The organism is Alistipes sp. Marseille-P5061 (assembly GCF_900290115.1).
Taxonomy (GTDB): domain Bacteria; phylum Bacteroidota; class Bacteroidia; order Bacteroidales; family Rikenellaceae; genus Alistipes; species Alistipes excrementigallinarum.
On the sequence record NZ_LT985748.1, the window covers coordinates 62,654 to 88,773 of the forward strand.

The window sequence follows — 26,120 nt, forward strand, 5'->3', positions numbered from 1 at the left end:
TAAAACGAATACCATGAAATATGACATCATTGTAGTCGGCTCGGGTCCGGGCGGGTATGTCGCCGCCATCCGTGCCGCACAGCTCGGCCGACGCGTGGCGCTTGTCGAGCGGGCCGAGGCGGGCGGCGTCTGCCTCAACTGGGGCTGCATCCCGACCAAGGCGCTGCTCAAGAGCGCCCAGGTCTACGCCTGGTGCAGGGCTGCGGACCACTACGGCCTGACGCTCGACGGGGAGGTGCGCCCCGACCTGGAGCGCATCGTCGACCGCTCGCGCGGCGTGGCCGAGACGATGAGCAAGGGGGTTGCCTTCCTGCTGCGCAAGAACAACATCGACCTCATCGCCGGCTTCGGCCGGCTGGTGGCTCCGGGGCGGCTCGACGTCGACGGCGTCGTCTACGAGGCGGACCACATCGTGCTGGCGACGGGCGCCCGTCCGCGCGAGATGCCCTTCATGCCCATCGACGGCGAGCATGTCCTCTCGTCGCGTCATGCGCTGGAGCTGCGGCGGCTGCCCGCGTCGATGGTGGTCGTCGGTTCGGGCGCCATCGGCAGCGAATTCGCCTGGTTCTACGCCACGCTGGGCGTCAAGGTGACGCTCATCGAGTATCTGCCGCGCATCATGCCGCTCGAGGACGAGGAGGTCTCGAAGACCATGGAGCGCGTCTTCCGCAAGCTGCGGGCTACGGTGCTCACCTCGACCACCGTGCGCAGTGTCGTGGTCGGCGCCGACGGACGCTGCGTCGTCGAAGTCGAGGGGCGCAAGGGTGTCGAGTCGCTGAGCGCCGAGGTGGTGCTCTCGGCCGTCGGCATCAAGTCCAACATCGAGGGCATCGGCCTTGAGGAGCTGGGCATCGCCGTCGAGCGCGACAAGGTGGTGGTCGACCCCTTCTACCGCACCAACGTGCCGGGCATCTACGCCATCGGCGACATCGTGGGCGGTCCGGCGCTGGCGCACGTCGCCTCGGCCGAGGCCGTATGCTGCATCGAGGCCATCTGCGGGCTCAACCCCGCGCCGGTCGACTATTCGACCATCCCCTCGTGCATCTTCACCTCGCCCGAGGTGGCGTCGGTCGGCATGACCGAGCAGCAGGCGCGCGAGCGGGGCATCGACGTGCGCGTCGGGCGCTTCCCCTTCACCGCTTCGGGCAAGGCGACGGCGGCGGGCGACCGCGACGGCTTCGTCAAGCTGCTCTTCGACGGCGAGGAGCGCCTCATCGGCGCCCACATGGTGGGTGCCGGCGTCACCGAGATGCTGGCCGAGCCGACGCTTGCCAAGGCGCTCGGCGTCACGGCCCACCGTCTGGCCCGCATCATCCATGCCCACCCCACGATGAACGAAGGGGTGATGGAGGCGGCCGAGGCGGCCATAGGCGCCGCGATTCACCTCTGACGCGGGGCGGCAGGCTTTCCACTGAGCGGCGGGGCGGCTCTCTCCGGATGCGGGGGCGATTCTCTCCGGATGCGGGGGCGCCGCAATTCTCTCCGGATGCGGGGGCCGGTTCTCCCCGGATGCGGGGGCTGGCTCTCCTCTGAGCGGGGAGGATTGCTGCTCTACGCCGGGTCGCTGGGCGCCGATTTTGTTCGGTCGTTCCGGCAGCTGACAATCAACTACCGGCAGATGTTCATCCGCGGCCGGTAACAGAACGCAGCGGCCGTCAGCAGAACAAACGAAGAGACGGGACCCCCGGAATTGAGGGGTCCCGTCTCTCTTTCTGCCCGGCTCAGAAGCGCCACGAGGCTCCCAGCAGCAGGTTGCGCGGACGGATGGCGTAGCGGTACGACGACGAGCTCGGTCCGTCGAAGAGCGTATAGGTGTAGCTGTCGCGGTCGAGCAGGTTGGTGGCCGTGAGGGTGAGCTCCCACCGCTCGCCGACCTTCCAGCCGAGCGAGGCGTCGACCAGCACGAGGTGCTTCCGCTGCGTGGAGGTGAGCTGCGTGTAGTAGTGCTCGCCCGTGAGGCGGATGACGAGCTGCCGCGTCGGCGCGAAGTGGAGCTGCAGCTGCTGGTCGAAGGAGTGCTGTACGGAGCGCTCCTGCTGTTCGATGCCCAGCACCGAACGGCGGTAGTTGAGGCGGTATTCGGTGTTGAACCAGCGGGCGAGGCGGAGGTTGAAGCGAGGCGAGAGGGTGAGCGTCGCCAGACGGTAGGGCATCGGCTCGCCCTGCTGGATGCTCTCCAGACGGGTCGTCTGCCACTGCACGTCGACCCCCGCCTGCCCGCGCAGGGCGTCGATGTTGATGCTCGCGCCGCCCGCGACGAACCACGACGCCGTGCGGTTCGTGCGGCGCAGCCAGCCGTCGACGATGTAGTCGCCCGCATAGCTCCGCTCGGAGAGCCAAGGCATGTCACTCCACGTGCGCATGACGAGCGCATGGGCGAAGATGCCGCTGAGCGGATTGCGATAGTTGGCGCCGGCCGAGAGCGAGCGGCGCAGCGTGCGGTCGAACGAGGTGATGCCCCGCGTCAGCGTGCGGTAGTCGCGCAGCAGGGTGGCGGTGAAGAGCTGCTGCTCGTCGGGAGCGCTCTCGCCCAGCGTGGCGGCCGCCGTCAGACGCCACCGTGCGGCCGGCTCCCAGCGGAGTGCCGCGCGGCTCTCCCACAGCAGGGCGGTGCTGCGCCGTGTGCCGAGCCACGAGTGGCGCAGCTCGAGGGGGAGGTCAAGCGTGAGGTGCACCTGGTGCGTGCGGAAGGTGACCGAGGGCTGGAGGTAGCCTCCCGCCTGGCCCAGACGGCTCTGCACCGACGTTGCGGCCGCCTCGACGCCCGTCAGCGAGCTCCCCATGCGGCGCAGCAGCGCGGCGATGCCGCCCTTGAGCTGGAGCGTCCAGCGCCGTCCGGCCTGCAGGGCCCATGCGGCGTTGTGGTTCATCCGCACCAGGTCGATGTCGAGCTCCTGCCGCTGCCCCGACTCCGCACGCTCGACGGTGAGCCACTGCGGCTGCGAGAGGTAGAGCACGTAGGAGGAGAGGGTGAGCGTGCGCCGCTCGTTGCGGAGGATGCAGTCCAGGTCGTTCTCCACGCGGTACGAGGGGGTCGAGGCGCGCTGCTGATTGGGGTAGCTGCCCCCGACCGCGGAGCGGAAATCGCTCCACGCAAGGTCGGCCGAGAGGCGCTCGCGGAGGTAGAGGCGCTCGGTGTTGGCCTGCATCCGGAGCCGGCCCGAGGCCGTGCGGTTGCGCAGCAGCGCCTGCTCCGTCGCCAGCTCCTCGAGCCTCCCGTCGGTCAGGTAGCGGAGCGTCCGCGCCGCCCAATCGGAGGTCAGACGGTCGTAGCCGCAGCCGACGTGGCCGCTCAGCTGGTAGTCGTCGGTGAGCTTCCAGAGGTGGTCGGCGCTCGCCATGACCGAGCGGTTGAAGCGCGTGCGCTCCTGGGCCAGCGGGGCCGAGGTGAGCTCCGTCCGGAACCACTCGGGGCTCCGGTAACGGTTGAAGTCGTTGCCGAGCAGCTCGTCGGTCGTCAGCTGCGTGAGGTCGGCCGTGGGGTCCTGCCCCGTGTTGTCTCCCTTGAGGTTGAGCATCGACTGGCTGCGGGCCGCCATGCGCATGGCGAAGACCGAGCCGCGCCAGAGCGCCCCGTCGGAGGCCCAGCCGCCGGCGCCGCGCAGCGACCCCGTCCAGCGCGAGCGGGCGTGTTCGCTCAGGCGGAGGTTCAGCGCCGCACGGTCGCTCAGGGTGATGTCGTTCAGCGCCTTGATGGGCTGGTGGTTCTCCAGCACCTCGACGCTGGCCACGTCCTGCGGCCGGATGTTGTTCGTCGCCAGCGAGTAGCGGCCGTCGAGCAGGTCCATCCCCTCGATGTAGAACTTATTGATGGGCTCGCCGTTGTAGCGGATTTCGCCCGTCCTTTCGACCTCGATGCCCGGCATCTTGCGCAGCACGTCGGCAATCGTGCGGTCCTGCACCTCGGTGAAGCTCGCGACGTTGTAGCTCACCGTGTCGCCCCGCAGCGAGAGGCGCGGCGCACGGATTTCGACCTCGCGAATCTTCACGGCCTCCGCCTCGAGGCGAATCTCGCGCGGCAGCCGGGCGGTGGTGTGGCGCTGCGGGCGGTAGCCCATCATCGAGACCTCGACGCTGGCGGCCCGCATCCCCTGCCGCGGGCGGAGGCGGAAGGCGCCGTCGGCCGCCGTGGTGGTGTAGCCGGCCTGCCGGCCCGTGCTGTCGGCCGCCAGCAGGATGGCCCCGGCAAGGGGCCGTCCGTCGGCGGCATCCACGACGCGCCCGGTCAGCTCCTGGGCTGCGGCCGTGAGCATAACTCCGAACAGCGCAACGATATATAATGTCCACTTCATGCGTCGCTGGAGGTTACTCGAGTTCGATGGGGTTGTAGCCGCGCACAAGGTCGCCCGGCCCGAGAGGCGTGCCGTCCTGGGACGTGACGGTTATACTTACGTTCGAGTTGTTCGTGAGGTAACCGATTGGGTCAGTCATTATCTTCTGCTTGAGCTCGCGGTACTTTTTACGGCTTGTTTTCATGTAGTTGCGATCGGTCATGCGGATGGGTTCGACGCGCTGCTCCACACCCGTTGCCTCCATGTCGAGCACCCCGGCATCGTCCTTGATGGCAAGAATCAGCCCCGGCAGCCCGCCGAACTTCCACGGCCCGGCGCTCACGGCAATCTCGGGCGCATACCACGCCTCGTAGTTGCGGCCGCGGAAGGTGCAGCGCGCCCGGCGGCACGCATAGCCGAGGATGGTCCGCTCGCCCTCCTCAAGCTCCCAGTCGATGACGGGCAGCGGTTCGGTGTAGAGCAGGTGGTCCATGTCGATCTGATCGATATGAGTCAGTCGACCGCCCGCTTGGTCGCGAAAGAGGACATCCTGCACGCCTCCGTGGAAACTTCCGAGGTTGGCCAACACCTGTTCGGGCGGCGTGACGCGCACGAGTGAATCGGTTTGCCATGTCTTGTAGGAGTAGAATTTCGTAACGTTGCGCCCGATCTGGAGCAGCAGTAGGTCCTCCATCGGGAGTTCGCTCTCGGGCCGCTGTTGGTAGAGCATGCGGTAGCTGACGACAAAGCGTGTCGTGTCGAGCACTTCGCTGGGCGGTTCGGCCGTGTCGTAGGTCTTGACGCCGTCGGGCGTATAGGTTACGATGGTCTGTTGGGCAGGCGCCGCTCCGGCCGATGCGCCGAGCAGCGTGAGGAGAATAAGGAACTTTTTCATCTTTGTTGCGGTTTTGGTTTCCGAAGACAAAGGTCGCACGAAATCCGGCAGGCGATGGTTAATGCCCCGTTAACGAATGTTAAATAGTCTTAACGCCGTCGGCCGTGGCTATTTTATGCGTACCTTTGTTCGGCACAAGAACCTCTTCCGGATGAACAAACGTCGCTTCGGCCGCATCTCGCTTCTGGTCTCCGCCTCGCTGGCGGTGCTCGTCGCCGTGCAGGCGTGGAGCCTTGCGGGTGTCTACCGCGACCGCCGCGAGGAGTTCTCGCGGCAGGTGATGCAGGCCATGACGCGCGCCGCCTATGACGACCTGCTGTTGGGAAACAAACCCACCGAACGCAAAAGCCTTATTACCTTCTCCTCATCGGGGAACATCGACTCGATTCAGGTGGATATGATTCAGTCGGTTTCGGTAAAGAATCTCGGCGGCGCGGGCAAGAGTATCTCCTTCACCTCGAAATCCGATACGATTCACCACAATATCAGCGTCTCGGACGGCGAAACGACCCGCTACATCCGCCAGGAGATCCGCATTCCGCCGGTCTATCTTCTGCAGCTCAACATGGCACGCTACGACTCGCTTCTCACGTGCAACCTTGCAGCGGCGGGTATCGACCTGCCCCACAAGGTGGATGTCGTACGCGGTCCTTCCGACAGCACGTCGTCGGTGAAGCCCTTTACAGCAAAGCCGCTCCCGGATTCGGAGGTGGTGGTTACAGCTCTTAATGATTCGCTGCGGATTGCGGATCCGCTCACCTTCACGACCTCGCTCACGACCGACGACGAGCTCTATTTCCGGCTGCGCATCGAGAATCCCTACCGGCAGCTTCTGGGCGAGATGGCGGGCGTGGTCATCTCGTCGCTCCTGATGCTCGGGGCCGTAGCCGGGGCGCTGCTCTACCTGCTGCGGACGCTCTTCCGCCAGAAGACGCTCGAGGAGATGCGCCGCGACCTGACCCACAACATCACCCACGAGCTGAAGACTCCCATCGCCGTGGCCAACGCCGCGAACGACGCCCTGCTCGACTTCGGCGCGGCGGACGACCCCCGGCGGCGGAGGCGCTATCTGACGGTCATCCGCCGGCAGCTGGCCGCGCTGAGCGACATGGTGCAGCGCATCCTGACGATGAGCGTCGAGGAGCGCGGCGAGTTCGCCCTCGTGCGCGAGCAGACCGACGTCGGGGCGCTGCTGCGCGAGGTGGTCGACGAGTACCGGCTCAAGAGCCGCAAGGAGGCCCGCTTCGAGCTCCGCATCGAGCCCGACCCGCTGCTCTTTCCGCTCGACCGCTTCCATATGCGCCATCTGGCGGGCAATCTGGTCGACAATGCCCTCAAGTATTCGGGCGAGCGGGTGCACATTTGCATCGGGGCGCGTCTGGCCGGGGAGCGGCTGCGGCTGACGGTCGAGGACGACGGCATCGGCATCGACCGCCGCGCGCGCGAACACATCTTCGAGAAATTCTACCGCGTGCCGACGGGCGACCGGCAGGAGGTCCGCGGCTTCGGTCTGGGGCTCTACTACGCCCGCCTGGTGGCCCAGCGCCACGGCGGCACCATCCGCGTCGACTCCGCACCGGGGCGCGGCACCCGTTTCACCATCACTATTCCGAGCCATGACTCCCGCTCCTAAGATTCGCGTGCTGCTCGTCGAGGACGAGCAGACGCTCGCCGATATCATCGCCGACACGCTCTCCGAGAAGGATTTTACCGTCACGGTGGCCTATAACGGCGTCGAGGGGCTCCGCGCCTTCGACCGCGAGCGGCCCCAGGTGGTGGTGACCGACATCATGATGCCGGGCATGGACGGGCTGTCGCTCGTCGCTGAGCTCCGCCGCAGGGACCCTTCGGTGCCGATTCTCTTCCTGTCGGCCCGCTCGGCCGCCGAGGATGTGGTGCGGGGCTTCGAGGCGGGCGGCAACGACTACCTGCGCAAGCCCTTCGCCATGAGCGAGCTCATCGTGCGGCTGCGCGCCCTTGCGGGACGGCAAGCGGCCGCGGAGCCGGCGGCCCGTCCGGCGCCGCTTGCCGTGGGGCGCTTCCTCTTCGATGCGGGGCAGCAGCGGCTGACGCTGGGCGAGCGGGTCTTCGAACTCTCGGCCCGCGAGACGGCGCTGCTGGCGATGCTCTGCGAGCAGCGCGGCGAGGTAGTCCCCACGCAGCTGATTCTGCAGCGCATCTGGGGCGACGACTCCTTCTTCAACGCCCGCAGCCTCCACGTCTTCGTCACGCGCCTGCGCCACCGTCTGGCCTCCGACCCCGACATCCGGCTGGTCAACGCCCGCGGCGTGGGCTACAAGCTCCTCTTCTGAAACGGGCCGGATGCACCCGGACGTGCGCCGTGCCGCATGACAAACGCCCCGCCTCCCTGATAGGGAAGCGGGGCGTTCGGTGCTGCATCGTGCCGCCCGGCTCAACGGTAGAAGCGCGAAACGGGGTAGATGTTCACCGGGTAGCTGCCCCGGTTGACCAGATTGTTCTTCAGCACGGGCTCCTCGCCGCTGCAGTCGTAGACCAGGATGTTGCCGTCGGAGACAATCGCCTCGCTCAGCTCGTTCGAAACCGAGACGTAGAGCAGCTGCCGCTCGGGGTCGGCCACCACGTTGCAGGTCAGGTAGCGCGCCTCGGGGGCGTCGTCCGTGACGTGGATGTACTCCTCGACCTCCCACGTCTTGAGCGAGAGGCGGCTCACGGTGAGCGAGCCGGCGGCGAAGTAGAGGTAGTCGCCCGCGAGCGTCACGCCCGACGAGTTCATGAACTCGGCCGAGATGTCGGCGTTGAGCGGCCGCTCGAGGGTGATGCTCCACGAGTCGGTGTCGACGTAGGTGAGGTAGCTCTTCGTGCTGCCCGAGCGTCCGCAGGTGGCCACGAGCAGCTCGTGGTCGCCCGTGCGGCAGATGCCGCTGATGAACTCGCCCTTGAGCGGCAGCTCACGCGTCACCTCGTCGCTGCCCCGGGTGAACTCGAAGAGCTTGGTCTCGGACCAGAAGCCCCCTCCGGCGCAGTAGAGGTGGTCGCCGATGACGGTCATGCCGCGCGTCGAGACCACCGTCTCGATGGTGGCACCCTGGTTGCCGAAGGCATAGGAGCCCTTGACGATGTTCAGCTCGCCGGTTGTGCCGTCGAGCCGGAACAGACCCTGGCTGTCCGAGAAGAAGATGTTGTGCTCGTCCATGACGGCGATGTTCTCCAGCGGGGTCAACAGCGGGAGCATCTCCTGCTCCTCGAGCGAACCTTCGGGCCGGGGGAAGGTGAGGTCGTCGGCCGTGAAGACCTTTTCGCGGCGGAACGTCTCGGCGTCGGCCACGACCAGACATCCGTCGCCGGCTTCGTTGTTCGGCCGGTAAAGGTTGTTGCTCATGATGTAGATTTTCCCGTTGCACATGTCGAGGTCCATGGCCTCGTTGCCGAAGGCCGAACCGTTGACCGTCCGGTAGACATCCTTTTCGATGGTGCCGTCGGGCGCAAGGTAGGAAATCGAACCGTTCTCCGACATGCGGGCCCCCTGATTGAGCAGGATGACACCGTCGGGGTCGGCATACCCCTCCTGGTGGGCGGGAGGGGGAGTGCCGCCGTCGTTGTCCGTGTCGGACGTGCAGCCGTTGAGCAGGGCCGATGCGCCGAGCACCGCACCCCATAACCAGATTCGTTTCATGGTCGAAGATATGTTTTTCATGGTCGTCTATCGGTTTTCGGGGAAAAAGAACCCGGCCGGGAAGTTAGTGTAGTTCTCATATTTGGCCAGCGGTGACAGGAAGTCGCCGGCGGGGTCGAACGCCCAAATCTGGTTCTGGGTGAACAGGGCGAAGGACTTGATGGAGTTGATAAGCAGGTGGCCCGTTGCGGGGTGTACGCCCAGCCCGTTGTAGAGTTGTCCGGCATTGGGGTCCAGCCCCGACACGTCGATCAGCAGCTCGACGGCGTCGAGTCCCGAAGCGGCGTCGAGTTTGGCGCTCTCGTCGAAGGGGAGCCGGTAGATGGTCGTTCCGTCGGCGTAGTAGACGAGGTTGTCGTGTGCGGCGAATGCCACGCCCGAGGCTCCTGCCGTGGGTTTGATGTTGATTTGACGCTGTACGATGTCCTGGGTCGAAAGGTCGAACTTGTTCATGGCCGTCTTGCCGAATCCGAACGTCATAATCCACATCCGGCCGTCGTCCGCGGCCTGGATGCCCAGCACCTCGTTGATGTCGCATTCGATGCCGGTGAGCGGGAGCCGGATGCTGTTGACGGCGTCGCTTTCGGGCGAAATCTCGTAAATCTTGCTGATGTATCCCGACAGGTAGGTGTAGACCTTGCCGTTCATCGTGACAAAGCGGCTCTTGGGTGCATCCTCCGAACCTTCGACGAAGGTTAGCGTTCCGGTTTCGCCGTCGAGCCGGTGGACGCCGGCATTGTCGCGGATGTAGATGTGGCGCTCGTCGAGTACGGCGATGTGCGTCGGCCAGTCGAGTCCGGCCAGCTCTTCGTTGGAGAAGGAGGCCGTCCGGCGCAGCGTGCGGGCATCCATGACCACAAGCATGCCGTCGTTCTCGAACTCCGCGCCGTTGGCGTTCCGGTTGCCGTTCTGCGAGATGACGTAGATTTTGCCGTCACAGAAGGCCATGTCCTGCGCCACGTTGCCCAGCTCCGAGCCGTTGACCGTGCGGTAGGCGTCGTCGAGCACGTAGCCCTCGGGCGAGATGTAGGTCAGCGAGCCGTTCTCGGTGGTCATGTTGCCCTCGTTGAGGATGAACGTGCCGGCCGGGTCGTCGAAGGTGTTGAGGCAGCGGAGCTCAACCTCGCAGAGCGGCTGCTGCGCGGCGGAACCCGTGGCCGAGAGGCGCAGCACGGCCTTCGAGACGGCGTCGTCCGCAGCCTCGAGCGTGATGCTGCCCGCGGCGGGGTCGATGGCGATGTCCCAACCCTGGGGAAGGGCCTCGGCCGTGAGTCCGGCAAGGTGCTCGGCCTTGTAGGTGAGCGTCGTCGGCGTGCCCGGGACGACCATCACGGGCATGCCCGTCTCGACGCCCGTCGTGAATTCGAAGGTCGGCTCGGCAGCCGGCGTATCGTCGCTGCTGCACGAGGCGGTGGTGAGTGCCGCCGCAAGCAGCAGCGTGCTCCAGAGTAATCTGTTCTTCATGACAAGTGGTTTGTGATAAAATAAAATGTTTAATACGAATCGCTTGTTGGGTCCTCCTATCGTCCGATGCCCTCGCTCGGGAGCTCCTCGCCCGTGAGGTGGAGGTCGGTGACGCCCATCACCTCGGTCGAGCACTCGCCCAGCCAGCCGTTGACCTGGTTGACTCCCGTGTGGATGCGGATGAAGTCCACGCCGGGCAGATGGACCGGAGAGCCCGAGGCGTCGACCGCCCAGTCGATGTCGATGGCCGAGGCGGCGCTCTCGTTGGTGTCGTTGTCGGCATATCCGAAGGCGAAGCGGTAGAGGGCGTAGTTGGTCCCCGCGCCGCTCAGGTCGATGCCGTTCTGCGGCAGGCGCGTCCCCTCGAAGGTGAGCTCGTCGTCGGTGAGCCACTGCGGGTAGTAGGACTGCAGGTGCGCCGAGTTCATGGCGATGTAGCCCGTCTGCTGCAGGTTGTCCTCCCAGCGGATGTACTCCTCGGTGGGGGCGCCGGGCTCCTGTGCCGGGCGGTGGTAGGTGATGCGGTAGCCGAGCTGCGTGCGGGTGTCGTTGCCCGCCTCGGCCGCCTTGTCGAGCCACGACTCGGAGGCCGTGGGGTAGGAGCTGCCGGCAATCTCGTACCATTCGTCCTCGTCGGGACGGCCGTTCGAGTTGGCGTCCCAGGCCACCTGGATGACGCCCGGCTCGCTGCTGCCGTATGCGCTCTGGCCGCTGGCGTAGAAGGCGTTGCCCAGCACGCGGAAGTCGCACAGCCCGGCGCGGTTCTCAATCGTGTGGTCGAAGCCGACGACGATGTAGCCGCCGAAACCGCCCAGCGAGACCATGCCCTGGCGGTTGTTGCCGATGGCTTCGAGCGCCTTGCGGTTCATGTCCTCGGGCGTGTCGCCCTCGCTGTATTCGGGCAGCTGGTTGACGAACTGCCCCGGGGCGGGGCGGAACTCCACGACGCGCGTGACGTAGGGTGTGGCCTTGCCCGTCGAGGGGGCGTCGTCACCCCCGTCCGTCGAGCAGGAGAGTGTCGCAAGGGCCAGCACAAGGGCGGCCGAAGTGCGGCAGAACCGGTTGTTCGGAAGAATCTGTTTCATGTTTTTTTATGGGATATTTGTCGTTCTATTGTCGGATGGCTGCGCCGGGCTGCATCAGTAGAAGGGCTCGGGCGAGAAGGCGATGTGAGCCGGGATGTCCCCCGTGCGGACCCGCCAGCGGAACTCCCCCTCGGGCGAGAAGCAGTAGAGGTAGCCCGGCGTCACGTAGTTGGTGGCGTCGCAGACGTAGAGCTCCTTGGTCTCGGGGTTGACCGCCACGCCGTAGGGCAGCACAATCTCGCGGTCGGTGCCGTCGGTGATGAAGTTGCGCGAGACGATGCGCTGCTCGGCCGTGTCGTAGACGGCGTAGGAGACCTCGTTGCTCTGCGAGGTGTAGCTCCACTCGGTGCTGATGATGTAGAGCCGGTCGTCGTCGATGCACATCTCGCTGGCCGCGATGCCGAGGCTGCCGATGACGCGCTCGCTGGCCGCGTCGATGACGTAGATGTCGGAGCCCGTGCCGTAGTAGTCGCCGCGCGAGCTGACGTAGATGCGGCCGTAGCGGTCGAGCTCCATGCGGTGGAGGTTGATGGCCACGTCGATGGTGTTGACCACCTCGAACGTGTCGAGGTCGATGACCGAGACCGTGCGGTCGTAGTTGGGGAAGCGGTATCCCCCCGAGTTGGCCACGTAGAGCCGTCCGCCCGTGATGACCATCTCCTCGGGCTGGTAGCCGACCGTCACCTCGCGGGTGATTTCGAGCGTGCGGGTGTCGATTTCGACCACCTTGCCCGGGCGCGCCTCGGGGTCAATCTGCACGGGCCCGGCGTAGGAGCTCACGTAGGCGCGGTCGCCCTCGAAGACGATGTAGCGGCAGTTGGGTATCGAGATGCTGCCGATGTGCTCGGCCGTGTAGACATCCATCACCTCGACCAGATTCGAGCAGTTGACCACCGCGTAGAGCCGCCGGTCGTGGATGGCCAGGTCGTTGCCCACGTCGCCCAGCTCCTTCACCACGCCGGGGTTGCGCTCCGGGTAGATGTTGCGCCGGTAGCCGCCGCTGCGGGCGTCGAAGTGGTCGATGGTGCACTTGTTGCTGCCCATGTTGCCCTCGTTGAGCAGGAAGAAGCCCTCGATGCGCTCGGGGGTGGTCGGCAGGGCGACGTAGTCCACCTCGGAGTGAATCATCGGCAGCTCCTTGCGGCAGGCCGTCGCGGCGAGCAGCAGCACGACGGCGGCGCAGGGGCGCAGCAGCGGTCCGAAGGTCTGGGAAAGGGGTTTCATGGCGGGGTCAGAAGGAGTATTGTGCGATGATTTTGAAGTTGATGCCGGGCATGGGGTAGCAGGCCACCACCTCGTACTGCTGGTTGAGCAGGTTGTTCACCTCGAGCGTGGCGCGCAGCTCGCCGCGCCCCAGCTCCCAGCTGCGCCCCAGCGAGAGGTCGCTCGTATACCAGGGCTGCTGGTAGTTGTAGACGATGTTGGCCTGCGAGGAGTAGCGCTCGCCCGTATAGATGAAGCTGTAGCTCGCCTCCCAGCGCCGCCAGTTGAGGTTGAGCGCCGCCGAGCCGCTGTGCCACGGGATGTAGGGTATCTGCCCGCCGTAGAACTCGCTCGTCGGGTCGGTGAAGTCCTGCGCCTTCTGGTAGGTGTAGTTCAGACGCGTGGTGAGCGTGAAGTCGCGGCCGATGGCCCACCCGCTCTCGAGTGCGGCGTCGATGCCCCGGATTTCGACGTTGCCCAGGTTGACCATCGTCCAGCGGAAGAAGTTCGAGGTGGGGGTGGCTACGATTTTGTTCTCCACCTCGTTGTAGTAGAGGTCGGCCTGGATGCTCAGATGGCGCAGCCACGTGTGCTCGAACTTCCATCCGTAGGTGAAGCCCACGTCGTACTGGGTGGTGAACTCGGGGTCGAGGTTGATGTTGCCCACGAAGGTGTAGTAGAGGTCGTTGAGCGTCGGCATGCGGAAAATGCGCTTGTAGAAGGCGCGCAGGTTGAAGTCCGCCCGGGCGAAGGGCCTCCACGAGAGGAAGACGGCCGGGGTGAGCTTCCGCTTGTCGGGGGCCGACTCGCCGCGCGTGCGGTCGTGGACGAGCGTCCCGAGCAGGCTGGCCTGCAGCTCGGCGCGGCCGAAGCGCAGCGACGTGGCCACGGAGGCCAGCAGTGTGTGGCGGCGCGGATAGGCGAAGTCGCGCAGGTCGGCGTCGAGCAGGTTGAACTGGTAGTCGGCCGAGAAGCTCGCCTCCCACCACGGGAAGAGCTTGAAGCGGTTGGCCGCCGAGAGGTAGAGCTCCTGCTGGTAGTAGCGGTTGTCGGTGTACATGATGGACTCGTCCTTGCGGGGGTCGGCCAGGTAGTGGAGGTAGTCGTAGGCGTACTTGGCGTTGACGAGCAGGCTGTACCACGGCTCGAAGTCCTTCTTGAGCGCCCCCTGGACGAAGAAGTTGGTGTCCCACTGCCGGTCCTCGTGCGAGAACTTGTTGCGCACCACCGCCCCGGGATAGCCCCGCTCCGAGGTGTAGAGGTAGGCCTTGGCGCGCCAGTAGCCCTGCTCCAGACGGCCGAAGGTGCCCCCCTCGACGCGCAGGGCGTTGATGTCGCCGTTGCGGCGCACGGCCGTCGTGTCGTAGCCCTCCTCCATGCGGTAGGTGAAGCGGTAGCGCCCCGACGAGTGGAGGTATTCGGCGCTGAGCGAGCTGCTCACCCGCTCGGTGATTCGGTGCTCCCAGAGCAGCGCGGGGTTGACCACGCCGAACGAGCCGCTCTTGAAGGTCGCCTTGACGTGGTCGTGCTCCCCCTCCTCGAAGCGGGGCGTGCGCGTCTGGAGGTAAATCGAGCCCGACGAGCCGAAATCCTTGGCCGGCTGGAAGATGGCGCTCTTCTGGCCGTTGTAGAGGGTGATGGACTCCATGTTGTCGAGCGAGAAGCGCCCCAGGTCGACCGTGCCGTTCTGGGCGTTGCCCAGCTCGATACCGTCGTAGAAGACCCCCACGTGGTTGGTGCCCATCGAGCGGATGTTGACCGTCTTCAGACCGCCCACGCCGCCGTAGTCCTTGATTTGTACCCCCGAGAAGTAGCGCAGCGCGTCGGCCACGTTGTGGGTGCCCAGCCGCTGGAGCGCCCGTCCCGAGAGCTCCTGCACGGGAATCACCTCGCGGCGCACGATGTGCCCCGTGATGACCACCTCCTCGACATGCTGCAGCGAGTCGAGGCTCTGGGCGTGTGCCGCCATGCATGCATTCAGACCCGCACAAAGGGGTATGAACAGTCTTAGAAAACCGTAAATCCTGTAAAACATTCGCTTGTCGATTCGACCGTCCTCTCCACGGGTCCGGTCAACCGGTAAAAATTCGTTGGCAGGTCTTCTGACTTTCTCCTCCTTCCGAGGCCTTCCCGACCCCGGGCGGGGTCAGTGGCATGTGATGTTCGGAAGGATTGGCGGAGGTTCACAGCAGCGGGACTGTTCGGGACTTGCACCCGATTCCCTTTTAATCCACAGGGCCTGAAGGGCCTCTTGGGGAACCAATCGGCCGTAAAGATACGCTTTTTCCCCGAATGCGGAAGCGTAGGCCGGTGTTTTTTTCGCCCCGGCAGCGCGCCGCAGGGGCCATCGTGCTGATTCGTCGGTGGTTCGGAGCGTCGACAAAAATTTTCGGACGGTGCGCTCCGCTTTGGGAGCAAAATGTTTAATTTTGTAGGGTTAAAACCCTCCCCAAACCTATTCTGGCCTATGAAACTCCTCTTTGAAATCGAATACCGCACCCAATGGGGCGAGCAGCTCGTGCTCCTCTGGGGCCGGCGGCGCATCGTCCTGCACTATGTGGAAAACGGGCTCTGGCGCGGCGTCTGCGACGCACCGCGCGGAGGCGACGGAACGACCTACCGCTATACGGTCGAGCGCGAGGGGGTCTGCATCCGCACCGAGTGGCGCTGCCACCGGCTCCGTCTGCCGCGCGGGCTCGCCTGCCGCGAGGTCCGCATCCGCGACCGCTGGCAGGAGCTTCCCGCCGGAGCCGCCTTCCTCTCGTCGGCCTTCACGCGGGCGGTGTTTGCCCGTCGGCAGGGCCGTACGGAGGGTGCCGCCGAGCCCAGACCGGTAGGAAAGGCCCCCGGCGGCGAGGTGCTGCTGCGCGTCGTGGCTCCCGACATCCGCCCCGGCGAGCAGCTGGCCATCGCCTCGGAGCGCCTCGACGGCTGGCAGCGCATGGTGCCCTTCGACGACGGGGAGTTCCCCGAGTGGAGCCTTCGCCTGACGCTGCCCGAGGGGGCGGCCTTCAAGCTGCTCGTCATCGACCGTGCGACGGGGCGCCCCGTCGTTTGGGAGGAGGGTGAAAACCGCCGCTGGAGCGGTGCGGCGGCCGACGGGGAGCTGCTCGTCGAGGCGTCGCTCACGCCCCGCCTGCCCGAGCGGCAGTGGCACGGCGCCGGGACGGCGATTCCGGTCTTCTCGCTCCGCTCGCGCGAGAGCTTCGGCGTGGGCGAGTTCGCCGACCTGAAGCTGCTCATCGACTGGGCCGCGGCGACCCGCCAGCGGGTCATCCAGCTGCTGCCGGTCAACGATACGACGATGACCCGCACGTGGGAGGACTCCTATCCCTACAACGCCAACTCAATCTATGCGCTCCACCCCCAGTTCCTCCGTCTGACGGCGGCGGGCGTGGCCGAGGACGAGGAGTACTGCCGCCTGCGCGACGAGCTCAACGCGCTGGAGGAGGTCGACTACGAGCGGGTCAACGCCGCCAAGGAGCGGCTGCTGCGTGCCACCTTCGCCCGCTGCGGTGCCCGCACGGCGGCCCGGGCCGACTACAAGGCCTTCGTCGAGGCCAACCGCCACTGGCTGCTGCCCTATGCCGCCTACCGCTGCCTGCGCGACGAGTACGGCACGGCCGACTTCGCGCAGTGGGGCCCCTATGCCCGCTACGAGCGGCGCAAGGTGGAGGCCTACTGCCTGGCCCACAGCCGCGAGGTGGGCTACCACTGCTGGGTGCAGTACCACCTCCACCTCCAGCTCTCGGAGGTGAGCCGCTATGCCCACAGCCGCGGCATCGTCCTCAAGGGCGACCTGCCCATCGGCATCGGCCGCACGAGCGCCGACGCGTGGCAGTCGCCGCGCCTCTTCCACCTCGATTCGCAGGCGGGGGCGCCGCCCGACGCCTTCTCGGAGGTGGGGCAGAACTGGGGCTTCCCGACCTACGACTGGGAGCGCATGGCGCACGACGGCTACGCATGGTGGCGCGCGCGGCTGCACAAGATGTCCGAATACTTCGACGCCTACCGCATCGACCACATCCTCGGCTTCTTCCGCATCTGGGAGATTCCCGCCGAGGCGCTCCACGGGCTGCTGGGCCACTTCAATCCGGCGATGCCCTATTCGGCCGGCGAGCTGCGCGGCATGGGCTTCGACCTCTCGGAGGGGCGCTACGTCACCCCGCCGCTCGACGACGCAACGCTCGGGGCGATATTCGGCGAGCTGGCCGACGAGGTGCGGCGCGACTGCATCCGCCACGGGCGGCTCGTCTCCTCGTGCTCGACGCAGCGCCGCGCGGCGGCCCGCTATCCGGGCGAGGAGGAGCACGACCGCCGGATGCGCGGGGGGCTGATGACGCTGCTCGACGACGTGCTCTTCGTCGAGGACCCCTACCGCAAGGGGTACTACCATCCCCGCATCGCGGCCCGCGGGACCCGTTCGTTCGCGCTGCTGCCCGGCTGGCAGCAGGAGGCCTTCATGCGGCTGCACGACGACTTCTTCTACCGGCGCCACGACCGCTTCTGGCAGGAGTCGGCCCTGCGCAAGCTGCCGGTGCTGCTCACGGCCACCGACATGCTCGCCTGCGGCGAGGACCTGGGGATGATTCCCGACTGTGTGCCCGCGACGATGCGGATGCTGCAGATTCTCTCGCTCGAAATCCAGCGCATGCCCAAGCGTGCGGGCGAGCGCTTCGCCGCGACGGCCGACTATCCCTATCTGAGCGTCTGCTCGACCTCGACCCACGACATGACGCCGCTGCGCGCCTGGTGGCGTGAGGAGCGCGCCACTACGCAGCACTTCTACAACGAGGTGCTCCGCTGTCCGGGCGAGGCTCCCGCCGAGTGCGAGCCGTGGCTCTGCCGGCGCATTGTCGAGATGCACCTCACCTCGCCCGCCATGTTCGCCATCCTGCCGCTGCAGGACTGGCTGGCGATGGATGAGGAGCTGCGGGCGCCCGACCCCGAAAAGGAGCGCATCAACGTCCCGGCCATTCTCCGCTACTACTGGCGCTACCGCATGCACCTGACGCTCGAGCAGCTGCTCGCGGCCGAGGACTTCAATACGACGCTTTGCGACATGATAGCCGTCAGCGGCCGCGGTTGAGGACGGTTGAGGATGGTTGACGGCCGCCGGCGGACGTTCCCGCGCCGGACCGCAAAGCCGGAACACAAAATGCAGCGCCGGGGTCCCGAACAGGAGCTCCGGCGCTGCATCTTCACTTCGGACGTCCTACTTCCGGGCGGGAACGTATTTGCGCACGATGCGCATGAACTCGTCGCCCGTTATGCTCTCGCGTTCCATCAGGTACTCGGCCGCTTCGTTCATGATGTCAAGATGTTCCGAGATGATGCCGCGGGCCTTCTCGTGTGCCTTGCGGATGATGCGCAGCACCTCGCTGTCGACCTCGGCGGCCGTGGAGGCCGAGCAGGAGGCCGTCGCTTCGCCTCCCAGGTAGGCGTCGTTCACCTGTTCGAGTCCCATCATGTCGTTTCCAGTTACAATCCAAATAAATTTGGATCAAAGTTTTTGGTTAGATTTGTTTTTATTTCATTAACAACATATTGCGTTTCTTGAAGATCTTCCCGGCCAAAGGTCAAGGCACAAGTGACTCCGCCGGCCTCTGATCGAGCCGGTGCGGAGACACTTCGTGCTTAACACCTTTGGCCCTTTCGAAAGCCGAGATTTCAGAACCCGTAAAAAACCTTCGGTAAACAGACTTTCCACAGCGGTCAGCACGCTGCCGCATGTTCCTGTATTAGTTTACAAAGGCCAGAGGAGCAAACTATTTTAAGCGGACGTTAACGCCGCAAACATCATGTAGTATTCTCTCTGGGAAAATCCGTTTACCGGAAGGGTTTCTCTATGACATGACACTATTGACATAATCAGTCTGGTGCTTGAGTACGAAGTATAATCTGTTGACCAGTTTGCGGGCGACCTTTACGATGGCCTTGCTCTTTGGCATTCGCTTGCACTGTTCAGTAAAAAACAGGTTCATCGCAGGGTCTTGACGTACCGCCACCCATGCGGCCTCTATCAGGTTACAGCGCATGACGGCGTTTCTTCGCACGGTAATGTCTCCTGTCCCATCTTTCTCTCCACTGGAATGGCACATCGGGATCATCCCGATATAGGCGGCCAGTTGTTCGGCATTGCGGAAACGGGCAATGTCACATATCTCCGAAAGAAATGCCATTCCCGTAGCCTGTCCGAACCCCGGAACGGTCATAATCAACCGCAGCGGTTCGCGAAACCGGTCCGTCTTGGCCAATGTCCGCAAAGCCCGTGTCATCTCCAACTTCTGGCGGCGTAGCTCCTCCAGATGCCGGATTTGAATGTCGAAGGCCTGACGCCCGCTCGGTGTGAGGGTTTCAACCTCCTTCAACCAGGCAATAAAACGTTTTGACCAGTTGGAGAACGGTTCGAGGAACTCTTGTGGAATCCCAATGCCCAGATACCGCAATTGGGACTTGATCCGGTTCTTCTGACGCGTCGTGTCTTTTGTTATCGAGTTCTTCAATCTTATCAAGGAACGCATCTCCAACGATGCGCTGTCCGGCGTGTAAATGCCTTTCAGTTCGTTGGCTCGTAAACTCCGCGCCAGCTTGCTGCTATCCACGGCGTCACTCTTACGAAGCTTTTCACTGCTCTTGGTCGGAACATCCCCCGGATTGACAACATCGTGGTCAATCCCTAATGCCGTCAGCCGTTCGTGTATCCAGAACCCGCAGAAGCCGGCTTCGTATACCGAATGATATTCGGCTCCCGGATAACTCCGCGCCAGAAATCCGTGCAATGCTTCCGGACTCGGATGCTGACTAAACTTCTTCAGCACGGAGGTCTCCGACAAGACCGTAACCGACCAACTCTTCAAATGGACATCGATCCCTATATAAATCTTTTGTCCTCTGAAACTAATTTCGTTTCTTTGTCCTCTCATGGCTATCGCTATTTTAGTTAGTTAAGGTTTGGCTGCTTTAATCTAACCAAAATCTCGATAGCTTTTTTCTTCTATCCGCTATCGGTGCGGTCTACTCGGATTGTAAACATAGGAACTGTTTTTGAGTGCGTAAAAATCGTTATTTCGCGGCGTTCCGTACTCTTCGTTCGGGAGTCGAAATTGTGCGTTTGTTCGTCGAATCCGGCCCCGGTGCTGCGATATCCGTAAATCGGGTATGCGCGGCCGTAATCGGGATAGGTGCCCGAAGCCGGTTCCACCCTAATTTTGCAGCGTGAACGGGTGTGCCGCCGCCGAGGCGGGTGCCGGGGTGCCGCGCATGGCGGGACAAGGTGCCGCCGCAAGCGAAACCGAGTTGCCGAAAGGGGGCGCCGGGCTGCCGCAAACGGAACCGGGCTGCCGGAAACGGGGCAGGCCCGTCAGAAAAGGGGCGGCCTGTCGCCGGAAGAGTGCCCGGGCGGTGAATTTCCGGCTCCGGGCGTGCGACCGAACCGTTCATTTGAACTATCTTTGTATCATGGGCATGGCTTCCGAAGCCATGCCCCGCAGACTGAAATCATGAAGAACCTCCAGACCCGGATTCTGACACTGCTCCTTGCCGCGGGATGCAGCCTCGCGGCTCAGGCCCGCGTAACGGACCCTGCACTGACGGACCCTGCACTGCCGGACGTCGCGTCCAGCCAGGACTCGCTCCGACCGGCACGGAGCTACGCAATCGGCGAGGTCGTGGTGACCGGCGCCCGCACGGTGACCGACCCGCGCCACCTCTCGCAGAGCGTCTCCGTCATCGGCCGGCCGCAGATTGAACGCGCACAGCAGCCCTCGCTGCTCCCCGTGCTGAGCGAGCAGGTGCCGGGGCTCTTCGTCACCTTGCGCGGAGTGATGGGTTACGGCGTCTCGAACGGCGCGGCGGGCAACATCTCGCTGCGCGGACTGAGCGGCAGCTCAGGGCGGATGATGGTCCTCATCGACGGCCATCCGCAGTATGCCGGCATCTTCGGTCACCCCGTCTCCGACGCCTGCCAGTCGTTTCTGGCCGAGCGGGTCGAGGTGCTGCGCGGACCGGCATCGGTGCTCTACGGCTCGAACGCCATGGGCGGCGTGGTCAACATCGTCACCCGCCATCTGGCCGGGGACGGCGTGGAGACCCGCCTCAGGGCGGGCTACGGCTCGTGGAACACGCTGGAGAGCGAGCTGACGAACCTCATCCACAAGGGGCGCTTCTCGAGCACGCTCTCCGGTTCGTACAACCGTACGGACGGCCACCGCGCCGACATGGGCTTCGAGCAGTACGGCGGCAATGTGCGGCTGAGCTACGAGGCAAGCGAGCACTGGAGTCTGCGCGGCGACGTGAACGTGACCCACTTCAACGCCTCCTATCCCGGACCGGTCGGAGCCCGGCTGCTCGACGGCGACCAGCGCATCACGCGGGGCGCCGCCTCGCTGGCCGTCGAGAACCGCTACGCGAAGAGCTCCGGCGGGCTGAGCCTCTTCTACAACTGGGGCGACCACCGGATAAACGACGGCTACACCTCGTCGGAGGGCGAGCTGCCGCCCGACGACCGCTTCCTTTCGTACGACGACATGATGGGGGCGTCGCTCTACCAGAGCCTGCAGCTCTTCCACGGCAGCCGCATCACGCTGGGTGCCGACTGGTTCCGCTACGGAGGCCGCGCCTGGAACGAGTATGTGAGCGGCGAGCAGGCGGGGAGCATCTCTCCTCTGGTGGACATGCACGAGGATGAGGTGGCCGGATATGTCGACGTGCGGCAGGATGTCGGGTCGTGGCTTACGCTCAACGCCGGGCTGCGGGTCGACCACCACTCGCGCGCGGGGACCGAGTGGGTGCCTCAGGCGGGTGCCGCCTTCCACCTCGGCGCGGGCATCGAGCTGAAGCTCTCGGCCTCGAAGGGGTTTCGCTATCCGACGCTGCGCGAGATGCACATGTTCCCGCCCCAGAATCCCGACCTGCGTCCCGAGTCGATGTGGAACTACGAGGCGGCCTTCAGCCAGCGGCTGCTCGACGGGCGGCTGAGCTACGGTGTGAACCTCTTCTACATCGACGGCAGGAACCTCATCCTGACCCTCCCCAACCCCAACGGCAGCGGCATGCTCAACCAAAACTCGGGGCGGATTGAAAATGCGGGCGTCGAGCTGCAGGCCGCCTGGCGCATCGACCGCAGTTGGTCGCTCGACGGCAACTACAGCTTCCTGCACATGGAGCAGCCCCTTCCGGCCGCTCCCGAGCACAAGCTCTACGTGGGGGCCGCCTTCGTGAGGGGGCGCTGGAGCGTCGCGACGGGCATACAGTACATCGCCGGGCTCTATACGCAGACCGACCCCGTGCAGACCGAGGAGTTCGTGCTGTGGAACCTCCGGGCCTCGTTCCGCGCCACGCGCTGGCTCTCGCTCTGGGCCCGCGGCGAGAACCTGCTGGCGCAGTCCTACCAAATCATCGCCGGTTATCCCATGCCCCGGGCCACGGCGATGGGCGGCATCGAACTCAAATTCTGAAACAAGACAAATACCTTCAAATACCCGAAACGATGAAAAAGAACATTCTGGTGGTCCTGCTGGCGACGCTGCTCGCCGCGACCGGCTGCGCCAATGCGCAGAAACAACGCAAGGCTTCGGCCGCTTCGGAACCCGAGGCGGCTGCGGCAACGCTCCCGAAGGTCTATTTCTTCAAGGAGATTTCGTCCGACAATCTGGTCAAAATCTACGAGGCGCTCGGCCGTGAGGCCAAGGGCAAGGTGGCCGTCAAACTCTCGACCGGCGAACCGGGCGGCCACAACTTCCTGCAGCCGTCGCTCATCAAGGCGCTGGTGCAGAAGGTCAACGGAACGATTGTCGAGTGCAACACGGCCTACGGCGGCGGCCGGGCCGATACGGAGAGCCATCTGAAGGCGGCGGCCGACCACGGATTCACGGCCATCGCACCGGTCGTCATCATGGATGCCGAGGGTGAAGTGGAACTTCCGGTCGAGGGTGGCAAGCACCTGAAATTCGACATCGTAGGCAAGGACTTCCTCAACTACGACTTCACCATCATCCTCTCGCACTTCAAGGGCCACGCCATGGGCGGCTTCGGCGGCGCCATCAAGAACATGTCGATTGGCATCGCCTCGTCGAACGGCAAGGCGTGGATTCACTCGGCCGGCAAGACGCGCGTTCCGGCCGAGGCGTGGAAGAACCTGCCCGAGCAGGACGACTTCCTGGAGTCGATGGCCGAGGCGGCCAAGGCCGTGGCGGACCATTGCGGCGACCGGATTCTCTACATCAGCGTGGCCAACAACCTCTCGGTGGACTGCGACTGTGACGCCTCGCCCGAGGAGCCGCGCATGGGTGACATCGGCATCCTCGCCTCGCTCGACCCCGTGGCGCTCGACCGTGCCTGCACCGATTTGGTGCGCTCGTCGGAGGACCCCGGCAAGGTGCACCTCATCGAGCGCATTGACTCGCGCCACGGCATGCATACGCTCGACCACGCCGAGGCGCTCGGCATGGGCAGCCAGAAGTACGAACTGGTGACGCTCGACTGACGACCGCCGGATTGTCTGTACCGAGGCCCGCTTCCGACCCTCCAGAGGGGGTACGGAGGCGGGCCCTCTTTTTTGGGGCGGGGCGCGCAGGGGCGGCGGAACGAGGCTTCCGGGCGGGGAGAAAAGAGGCGGCGGTGCCGGTAATGGCCTCTTCGGAGGCCGCTTGCGGACCCCGGGTGCGGCAAATCCGTAATCGGGGTAAGCATACCATGAATCCGTATACCGTGTCGGCAGTCGCCGTGCGCTATCTTTGTATCGGGAAATAGAGAACAAACCTGAAAAACACACTGCAATGCACCGATTCCGCCTGCTTCCGCTCATGCTTCTGGCATTCCTCTCGGCTGAGGCCTGCAACCCCTCTGACGAGGAGCCCTATCGACCCGGAACATCCGTACAACCCGAGGAACCTGGGGAGTCGGGCGGTGACGGAGAGAACAATCCGGACAAAGACCCGGACGAGGATACGATGAACAGCAATACGATTACCTTGACAGCCGGCGGCCGCTCGTTTACGGCCACGCTGGTCGAAAACCAGGCGACGGAGGCTTTGAAGGCCCGCCTCGCACAGGGACCCGTCGACATCCGCATGGAGGATTACGGCGACATGGAGAAGGTGGGCAGCTTCGGCTTTTCGCTGCCCCGCAACGACGCTTCGACCACCACGTCGCCCGGTGACATGGTGCTCTATCAGGGCAATTCGCTGGTGATTTTCTACGGCTCGAACTCGTGGAGCTACACCCGTCTGGGGCGTCTCGACGACGCCTCGACCCGCGAGCGCGTGCTCGAACTGCTCGGCGGTGTGGGCACCGTGACGGTGACCCTTTCGCTCGGCACGGAGCGTTGAGGCCGGGACCCGTGTGGCTGCGGGCGGCGTCGAACGACCTGCGTCGAACGGCTGGCGCGGCAGAACGGGGCCGCCCGAAGCGTGGAGCCCGGGTGACGAACCGGGGCGATGAACCGGTCGTACGGGGCCGCATGGGCGGCTATCGGATGAGGAGCGGGGCGCTCCGACATGGAAAAGTGCTTTCCTGGTTGGTTGGGGAGCCCCTTTTTCGTATCTTTGTCTCCAACCTCTAAATCCCGATACCGTGAAATCTCTCTTCAAACTCTGCCTCTGCATGTTCGCGGGGCTGGCCTGCAGCTGCGGCACCGCGGAGGACGGCGATGCGTTCGTCCGCGTCGAGAACGGCCGCTTCGTGCTCGACGGCAAACCCTGCTACTTCCTGGGTACCAACTTCTGGTACGGCCCCATCCTCGGCTCGAAGGGCCCCGGCGGCGACCGCGAACGCCTGGCGCGGGAGCTCGATACGCTGGCCGCCTGCGGCGTGACGAACCTGCGCGTGCTGGTGGGGGCCGACGGCGGCGGGGGAGTCCCCTCCAAAATCGAACCGACGCTCCAGTACGTCCCCGGCAAGTACAACGACGAGCTGCTCGACGGTCTGGACTACTTCCTCGCCGAGCTGGGACGGCGCGGCATGAAGGCCGTGCTCTACCTGACCAATTCGTGGGAGTGGTCGGGCGGCTATTCGCAATACCTGGCCTGGACAGGTGCCGGCAAGCCGGCCATCCCGGCCGTCGACGGCTATGAGGCCTACGTCGAGTATGTCTCGCACTTCATCCCCAGCCGCGAGGCCCGCGCGCTGCTCGAGGAGCACGTGCGCTTCATCGTCGGCCGCACGAACCGCTATACGGGGCTCCGGTATGCCGACGACCCGGCCATCTTCTCGTGGCAGATTTGCAACGAGCCGCGCCCCTTCGGCGAGCAGAACAAGGAGGCCTTCGCCGAGTGGATTGCCCGGACGGCGCGGCTGATTCGCTCGCTCGACGCCAACCACATGATTTCGACCGGTTCGGAGGGCTTCTATGGCTGCGAGGCCGACATGGAGCTGGTGGAGCGCATCCACGCCGTGCCCGAAATCTCCTACGTGAACCTCCATATCTGGCCCTATAACTGGAACTGGACGCCGCGCAAGGACCCCGCTTCGGGGCTTCGGAACTCGATGGAGGAGACCCGCCGCTACATCGACCGCCATCTGTAGGTTGCCGCGCGGCTGGGCAAACCGGCCGTCATCGAGGAGTTCGGCTACCCGCGCGACAGCGTGCGCTACGAGCGGGGCAGCGCCACCTCGCTGCGCGACGCCTACTACACCTGCATCTGCGACCGGTTGCTTGCCTCGAAGCGCGAAGGAGGGCTGCTCGCCGGGGCCAACTTCTGGGCGTGGGGCGGTGAGGCGCATCCGGCCCACACGTTCTGGCAGGCGGGCGACGTCTACTGCGGCGACCCGGCACAGGAGCCCCAGGGGCTCTACTCGGTCTTCGACGACGACACGACCGTCGGGCTCATCCGCCGCACGGCCCGCGAGCTGAAGTAGCCTTCCGGAGGCGGTGCCGGTAGCGGCCGGTACGCATGGCGGCCCGACATCCCGGACGTCCCATGCAGCTCCGGGTGCTCCCGACCCCCGGGTGCTCCCGACCCCCGGACGCTCCCGAGCAGCCCCGACACCCCGGACACCCCGTGCGGCAAAAAGCGGGCGACGCGACCAACAATGAATCTTTTCTGTTGCGTCGTTTCATCGAAAATGTTATCTTTGTATGCAACGGACTCCCGCCCGGCTCTTCGATTGCGTCGGGGAACCGGGCCGGCCCTTGCTGGCCGGAGCTCCTTCCCGGCGGGAATCCCTGCAACATGCACGGCCATGCCCAGAATCATCAGAATCCCGATATTGGCAGCCCTGACCCTGACGGCTGCACTCCTCTTCCTGACCTCGGCCGCCCGCCCCGCTTCGGAGCCGGCCGACGTGCGGATTTCGGCCATGCTGGACTCCGCACGGCATTGCGAAAGCTCCGGAAAGGAGGAGGTCGCCATGGCGTGGTACGCCCGCGCCGAACGTCTTGCCCCGGAGGCCGAATCCGATACGCTCAAGGGGCGCCTGTATGCTGCCGTCGCCCGGCTCTACGACCGGGTGCTGCTGGATGCCAGCTGCGCCGGACCCTACTACGAACGCGCTGCGAATCGTTTCTGCACGGCGGCGATACGGCGGGATTCGTAAGGGCGCGGCTC

General features: G+C 65.0%; 17 protein-coding genes, 1 pseudogene and 1 riboswitch. Of the genes and pseudogenes, 9 read left to right on the forward strand and 9 right to left on the reverse strand.

Annotated elements, in window-relative coordinates; translation table 11 throughout:
* Window positions 1-13: 13 nt before the first annotated feature.
* Window positions 14-1,390: a dihydrolipoyl dehydrogenase gene (gene lpdA / locus C8267_RS00265; RefSeq protein WP_106633244.1), complete on the forward strand. Its 1,377-nt coding sequence runs from the start codon at window positions 14-16 to the stop codon at window positions 1,388-1,390.
* A gap of 331 nt (window positions 1,391-1,721) precedes the next feature.
* Here lpdA and C8267_RS00270 read toward each other — a convergent pair whose 3' ends face one another.
* The gene (locus C8267_RS00270; protein WP_106633245.1) at window positions 1,722-4,292 is read right to left on the reverse strand and encodes a TonB-dependent receptor; all 2,571 of its coding nucleotides are present in this window, start codon (window positions 4,290-4,292) and stop codon (window positions 1,722-1,724) included.
* 13 nt (window positions 4,293-4,305) lie between these two features.
* The gene (locus C8267_RS00275) at window positions 4,306-5,166 is read right to left on the reverse strand and encodes a GLPGLI family protein (protein WP_106633246.1); all 861 of its coding nucleotides are present in this window, start codon (window positions 5,164-5,166) and stop codon (window positions 4,306-4,308) included.
* A 151-nt stretch (window positions 5,167-5,317) separates the two neighbouring features.
* Between C8267_RS00275 and C8267_RS00280 the strand changes: the two genes are divergently transcribed.
* Both C8267_RS00280 and C8267_RS00285 read left to right on the forward strand, forming a co-directional pair.
* Complete coding sequence (locus tag C8267_RS00280; protein WP_158699641.1) at window positions 5,318-6,799, forward strand: sensor histidine kinase; 1,482 nt, start codon at window positions 5,318-5,320, stop codon at window positions 6,797-6,799.
* The gene (locus C8267_RS00285) at window positions 6,783-7,478 is read left to right on the forward strand and encodes a response regulator transcription factor (protein WP_106633247.1); all 696 of its coding nucleotides are present in this window, start codon (window positions 6,783-6,785) and stop codon (window positions 7,476-7,478) included. Before C8267_RS00280 ends, C8267_RS00285 begins: the two co-directional genes overlap by 17 nt.
* Window positions 7,479-7,579: 101 nt before the next feature.
* Here C8267_RS00285 and C8267_RS00290 read toward each other — a convergent pair whose 3' ends face one another.
* The 5 genes from C8267_RS00290 to C8267_RS00315 all read right to left on the reverse strand — a co-directional run bounded on the left by C8267_RS00290 (window position 7,580) and on the right by C8267_RS00315 (window position 14,608).
* Window positions 7,580-8,821 (reverse strand): DUF5074 domain-containing protein, encoded by a 1,242-nt coding sequence (locus C8267_RS00290; RefSeq protein ID WP_106633248.1) that lies wholly within the window; start codon window positions 8,819-8,821, stop codon window positions 7,580-7,582.
* Window positions 8,822-8,848: 27 nt separating this feature from the next.
* Window positions 8,849-10,285, reverse strand: coding sequence for a DUF5074 domain-containing protein (locus C8267_RS00295; RefSeq protein ID WP_158699642.1), 1,437 nt, complete (start codon window positions 10,283-10,285; stop codon window positions 8,849-8,851).
* 56 nt (window positions 10,286-10,341) lie between these two features.
* On the reverse strand, window positions 10,342-11,370 hold the full coding sequence (locus C8267_RS00305; RefSeq protein ID WP_106633251.1) for a PKD domain-containing protein: 1,029 nt from the start codon (window positions 11,368-11,370) through the stop codon (window positions 10,342-10,344).
* A gap of 54 nt (window positions 11,371-11,424) precedes the next feature.
* Window positions 11,425-12,498, reverse strand: a complete 1,074-nt coding sequence (locus C8267_RS00310) for a YncE family protein (protein ID WP_234025680.1) — start codon at window positions 12,496-12,498, stop codon at window positions 11,425-11,427.
* Between the two features lie 103 nt (window positions 12,499-12,601).
* Complete coding sequence (locus C8267_RS00315; protein ID WP_106633252.1) at window positions 12,602-14,608, reverse strand: TonB-dependent receptor; 2,007 nt, start codon at window positions 14,606-14,608, stop codon at window positions 12,602-12,604.
* A 40-nt stretch (window positions 14,609-14,648) separates the two neighbouring features.
* Window positions 14,649-14,852: riboswitch (cobalamin riboswitch) on the reverse strand.
* Window positions 14,853-15,040: 188 nt separating this feature from the next.
* Between C8267_RS00315 and C8267_RS00320 the strand changes: the two genes are divergently transcribed.
* Window positions 15,041-17,662 (forward strand): 4-alpha-glucanotransferase, encoded by a 2,622-nt coding sequence (locus tag C8267_RS00320; RefSeq protein ID WP_106633253.1) that lies wholly within the window; start codon window positions 15,041-15,043, stop codon window positions 17,660-17,662.
* A 126-nt stretch (window positions 17,663-17,788) separates the two neighbouring features.
* On the opposite strand, the gene C8267_RS00325 is transcribed toward C8267_RS00320, so the two are convergent.
* Window positions 17,789-18,043 (reverse strand): hypothetical protein, encoded by a 255-nt coding sequence (locus C8267_RS00325; protein ID WP_106633254.1) that lies wholly within the window; start codon window positions 18,041-18,043, stop codon window positions 17,789-17,791.
* A gap of 376 nt (window positions 18,044-18,419) precedes the next feature.
* Complete coding sequence (locus tag C8267_RS00330) at window positions 18,420-19,499, reverse strand: IS110 family transposase (RefSeq protein WP_106633255.1); 1,080 nt, start codon at window positions 19,497-19,499, stop codon at window positions 18,420-18,422.
* A 576-nt stretch (window positions 19,500-20,075) separates the two neighbouring features.
* Between C8267_RS00330 and C8267_RS00335 the strand changes: the two genes are divergently transcribed.
* From C8267_RS00335 to C8267_RS00355, 5 genes and pseudogenes are all read left to right on the forward strand, one after another.
* Window positions 20,076-22,031 carry a TonB-dependent receptor gene (locus C8267_RS00335; RefSeq protein WP_106633256.1) on the forward strand — a complete coding sequence of 652 codons (1,956 nt, stop codon included), beginning with the start codon at window positions 20,076-20,078 and terminating at the stop codon, window positions 22,029-22,031.
* A 32-nt stretch (window positions 22,032-22,063) separates the two neighbouring features.
* Entirely contained in the window at window positions 22,064-23,059 is a 996-nt protein-coding gene (locus C8267_RS00340; RefSeq protein ID WP_087362328.1) for a DUF362 domain-containing protein, read from the forward strand.
* Window positions 23,060-23,351: 292 nt separating this feature from the next.
* Window positions 23,352-23,903, forward strand: coding sequence for a cyclophilin-like fold protein (locus C8267_RS00345; RefSeq protein ID WP_106633257.1), 552 nt, complete (start codon window positions 23,352-23,354; stop codon window positions 23,901-23,903).
* A 274-nt stretch (window positions 23,904-24,177) separates the two neighbouring features.
* A pseudogene (locus tag C8267_RS00350) lies at window positions 24,178-25,431 on the forward strand (glycoside hydrolase 5 family protein).
* Between the two features lie 324 nt (window positions 25,432-25,755).
* The gene (locus tag C8267_RS00355) at window positions 25,756-26,109 is read left to right on the forward strand and encodes a hypothetical protein (protein WP_158699643.1); all 354 of its coding nucleotides are present in this window, start codon (window positions 25,756-25,758) and stop codon (window positions 26,107-26,109) included.
* Window positions 26,110-26,120: the final 11 nt, after the last annotated feature.

Excerpts from the sequence above, each read along its gene's own strand:
- lpdA (WP_106633244.1), top strand. The coding sequence starts at position 14 with ATGAAATATGACATCATTGTAGTCGGCTCGGGTCCGGGCGGGTATGTC.
- C8267_RS00270 (WP_106633245.1), bottom strand. The coding sequence starts at position 4,292 with ATGAAGTGGACATTATATATCGTTGCGCTGTTCGGAGTTATGCTCACG.
- C8267_RS00275 (WP_106633246.1), bottom strand. The coding sequence starts at position 5,166 with ATGAAAAAGTTCCTTATTCTCCTCACGCTGCTCGGCGCATCGGCCGGA.
- C8267_RS00280 (WP_158699641.1), top strand. The coding sequence starts at position 5,318 with ATGAACAAACGTCGCTTCGGCCGCATCTCGCTTCTGGTCTCCGCCTCG.
- C8267_RS00285 (WP_106633247.1), top strand. The coding sequence starts at position 6,783 with ATGACTCCCGCTCCTAAGATTCGCGTGCTGCTCGTCGAGGACGAGCAG.
- C8267_RS00290 (WP_106633248.1), bottom strand. The coding sequence starts at position 8,821 with ATGAAACGAATCTGGTTATGGGGTGCGGTGCTCGGCGCATCGGCCCTG.
- C8267_RS00295 (WP_158699642.1), bottom strand. The coding sequence starts at position 10,285 with ATGAAGAACAGATTACTCTGGAGCACGCTGCTGCTTGCGGCGGCACTC.
- C8267_RS00305 (WP_106633251.1), bottom strand. The coding sequence starts at position 11,370 with ATGAAACAGATTCTTCCGAACAACCGGTTCTGCCGCACTTCGGCCGCC.
- C8267_RS00310 (WP_234025680.1), bottom strand. The coding sequence starts at position 12,498 with ATGATTCACTCCGAGGTGGACTACGTCGCCCTGCCGACCACCCCCGAG.
- C8267_RS00315 (WP_106633252.1), bottom strand. The coding sequence starts at position 14,608 with ATGTTTTACAGGATTTACGGTTTTCTAAGACTGTTCATACCCCTTTGT.
- C8267_RS00320 (WP_106633253.1), top strand. The coding sequence starts at position 15,041 with ATGAAACTCCTCTTTGAAATCGAATACCGCACCCAATGGGGCGAGCAG.
- C8267_RS00325 (WP_106633254.1), bottom strand. The coding sequence starts at position 18,043 with ATGATGGGACTCGAACAGGTGAACGACGCCTACCTGGGAGGCGAAGCG.
- C8267_RS00330 (WP_106633255.1), bottom strand. The coding sequence starts at position 19,499 with ATGAGAGGACAAAGAAACGAAATTAGTTTCAGAGGACAAAAGATTTAT.
- C8267_RS00335 (WP_106633256.1), top strand. The coding sequence starts at position 20,076 with ATGAAGAACCTCCAGACCCGGATTCTGACACTGCTCCTTGCCGCGGGA.
- C8267_RS00340 (WP_087362328.1), top strand. The coding sequence starts at position 22,064 with ATGAAAAAGAACATTCTGGTGGTCCTGCTGGCGACGCTGCTCGCCGCG.
- C8267_RS00345 (WP_106633257.1), top strand. The coding sequence starts at position 23,352 with ATGCACCGATTCCGCCTGCTTCCGCTCATGCTTCTGGCATTCCTCTCG.
- C8267_RS00355 (WP_158699643.1), top strand. The coding sequence starts at position 25,756 with ATGCCCAGAATCATCAGAATCCCGATATTGGCAGCCCTGACCCTGACG.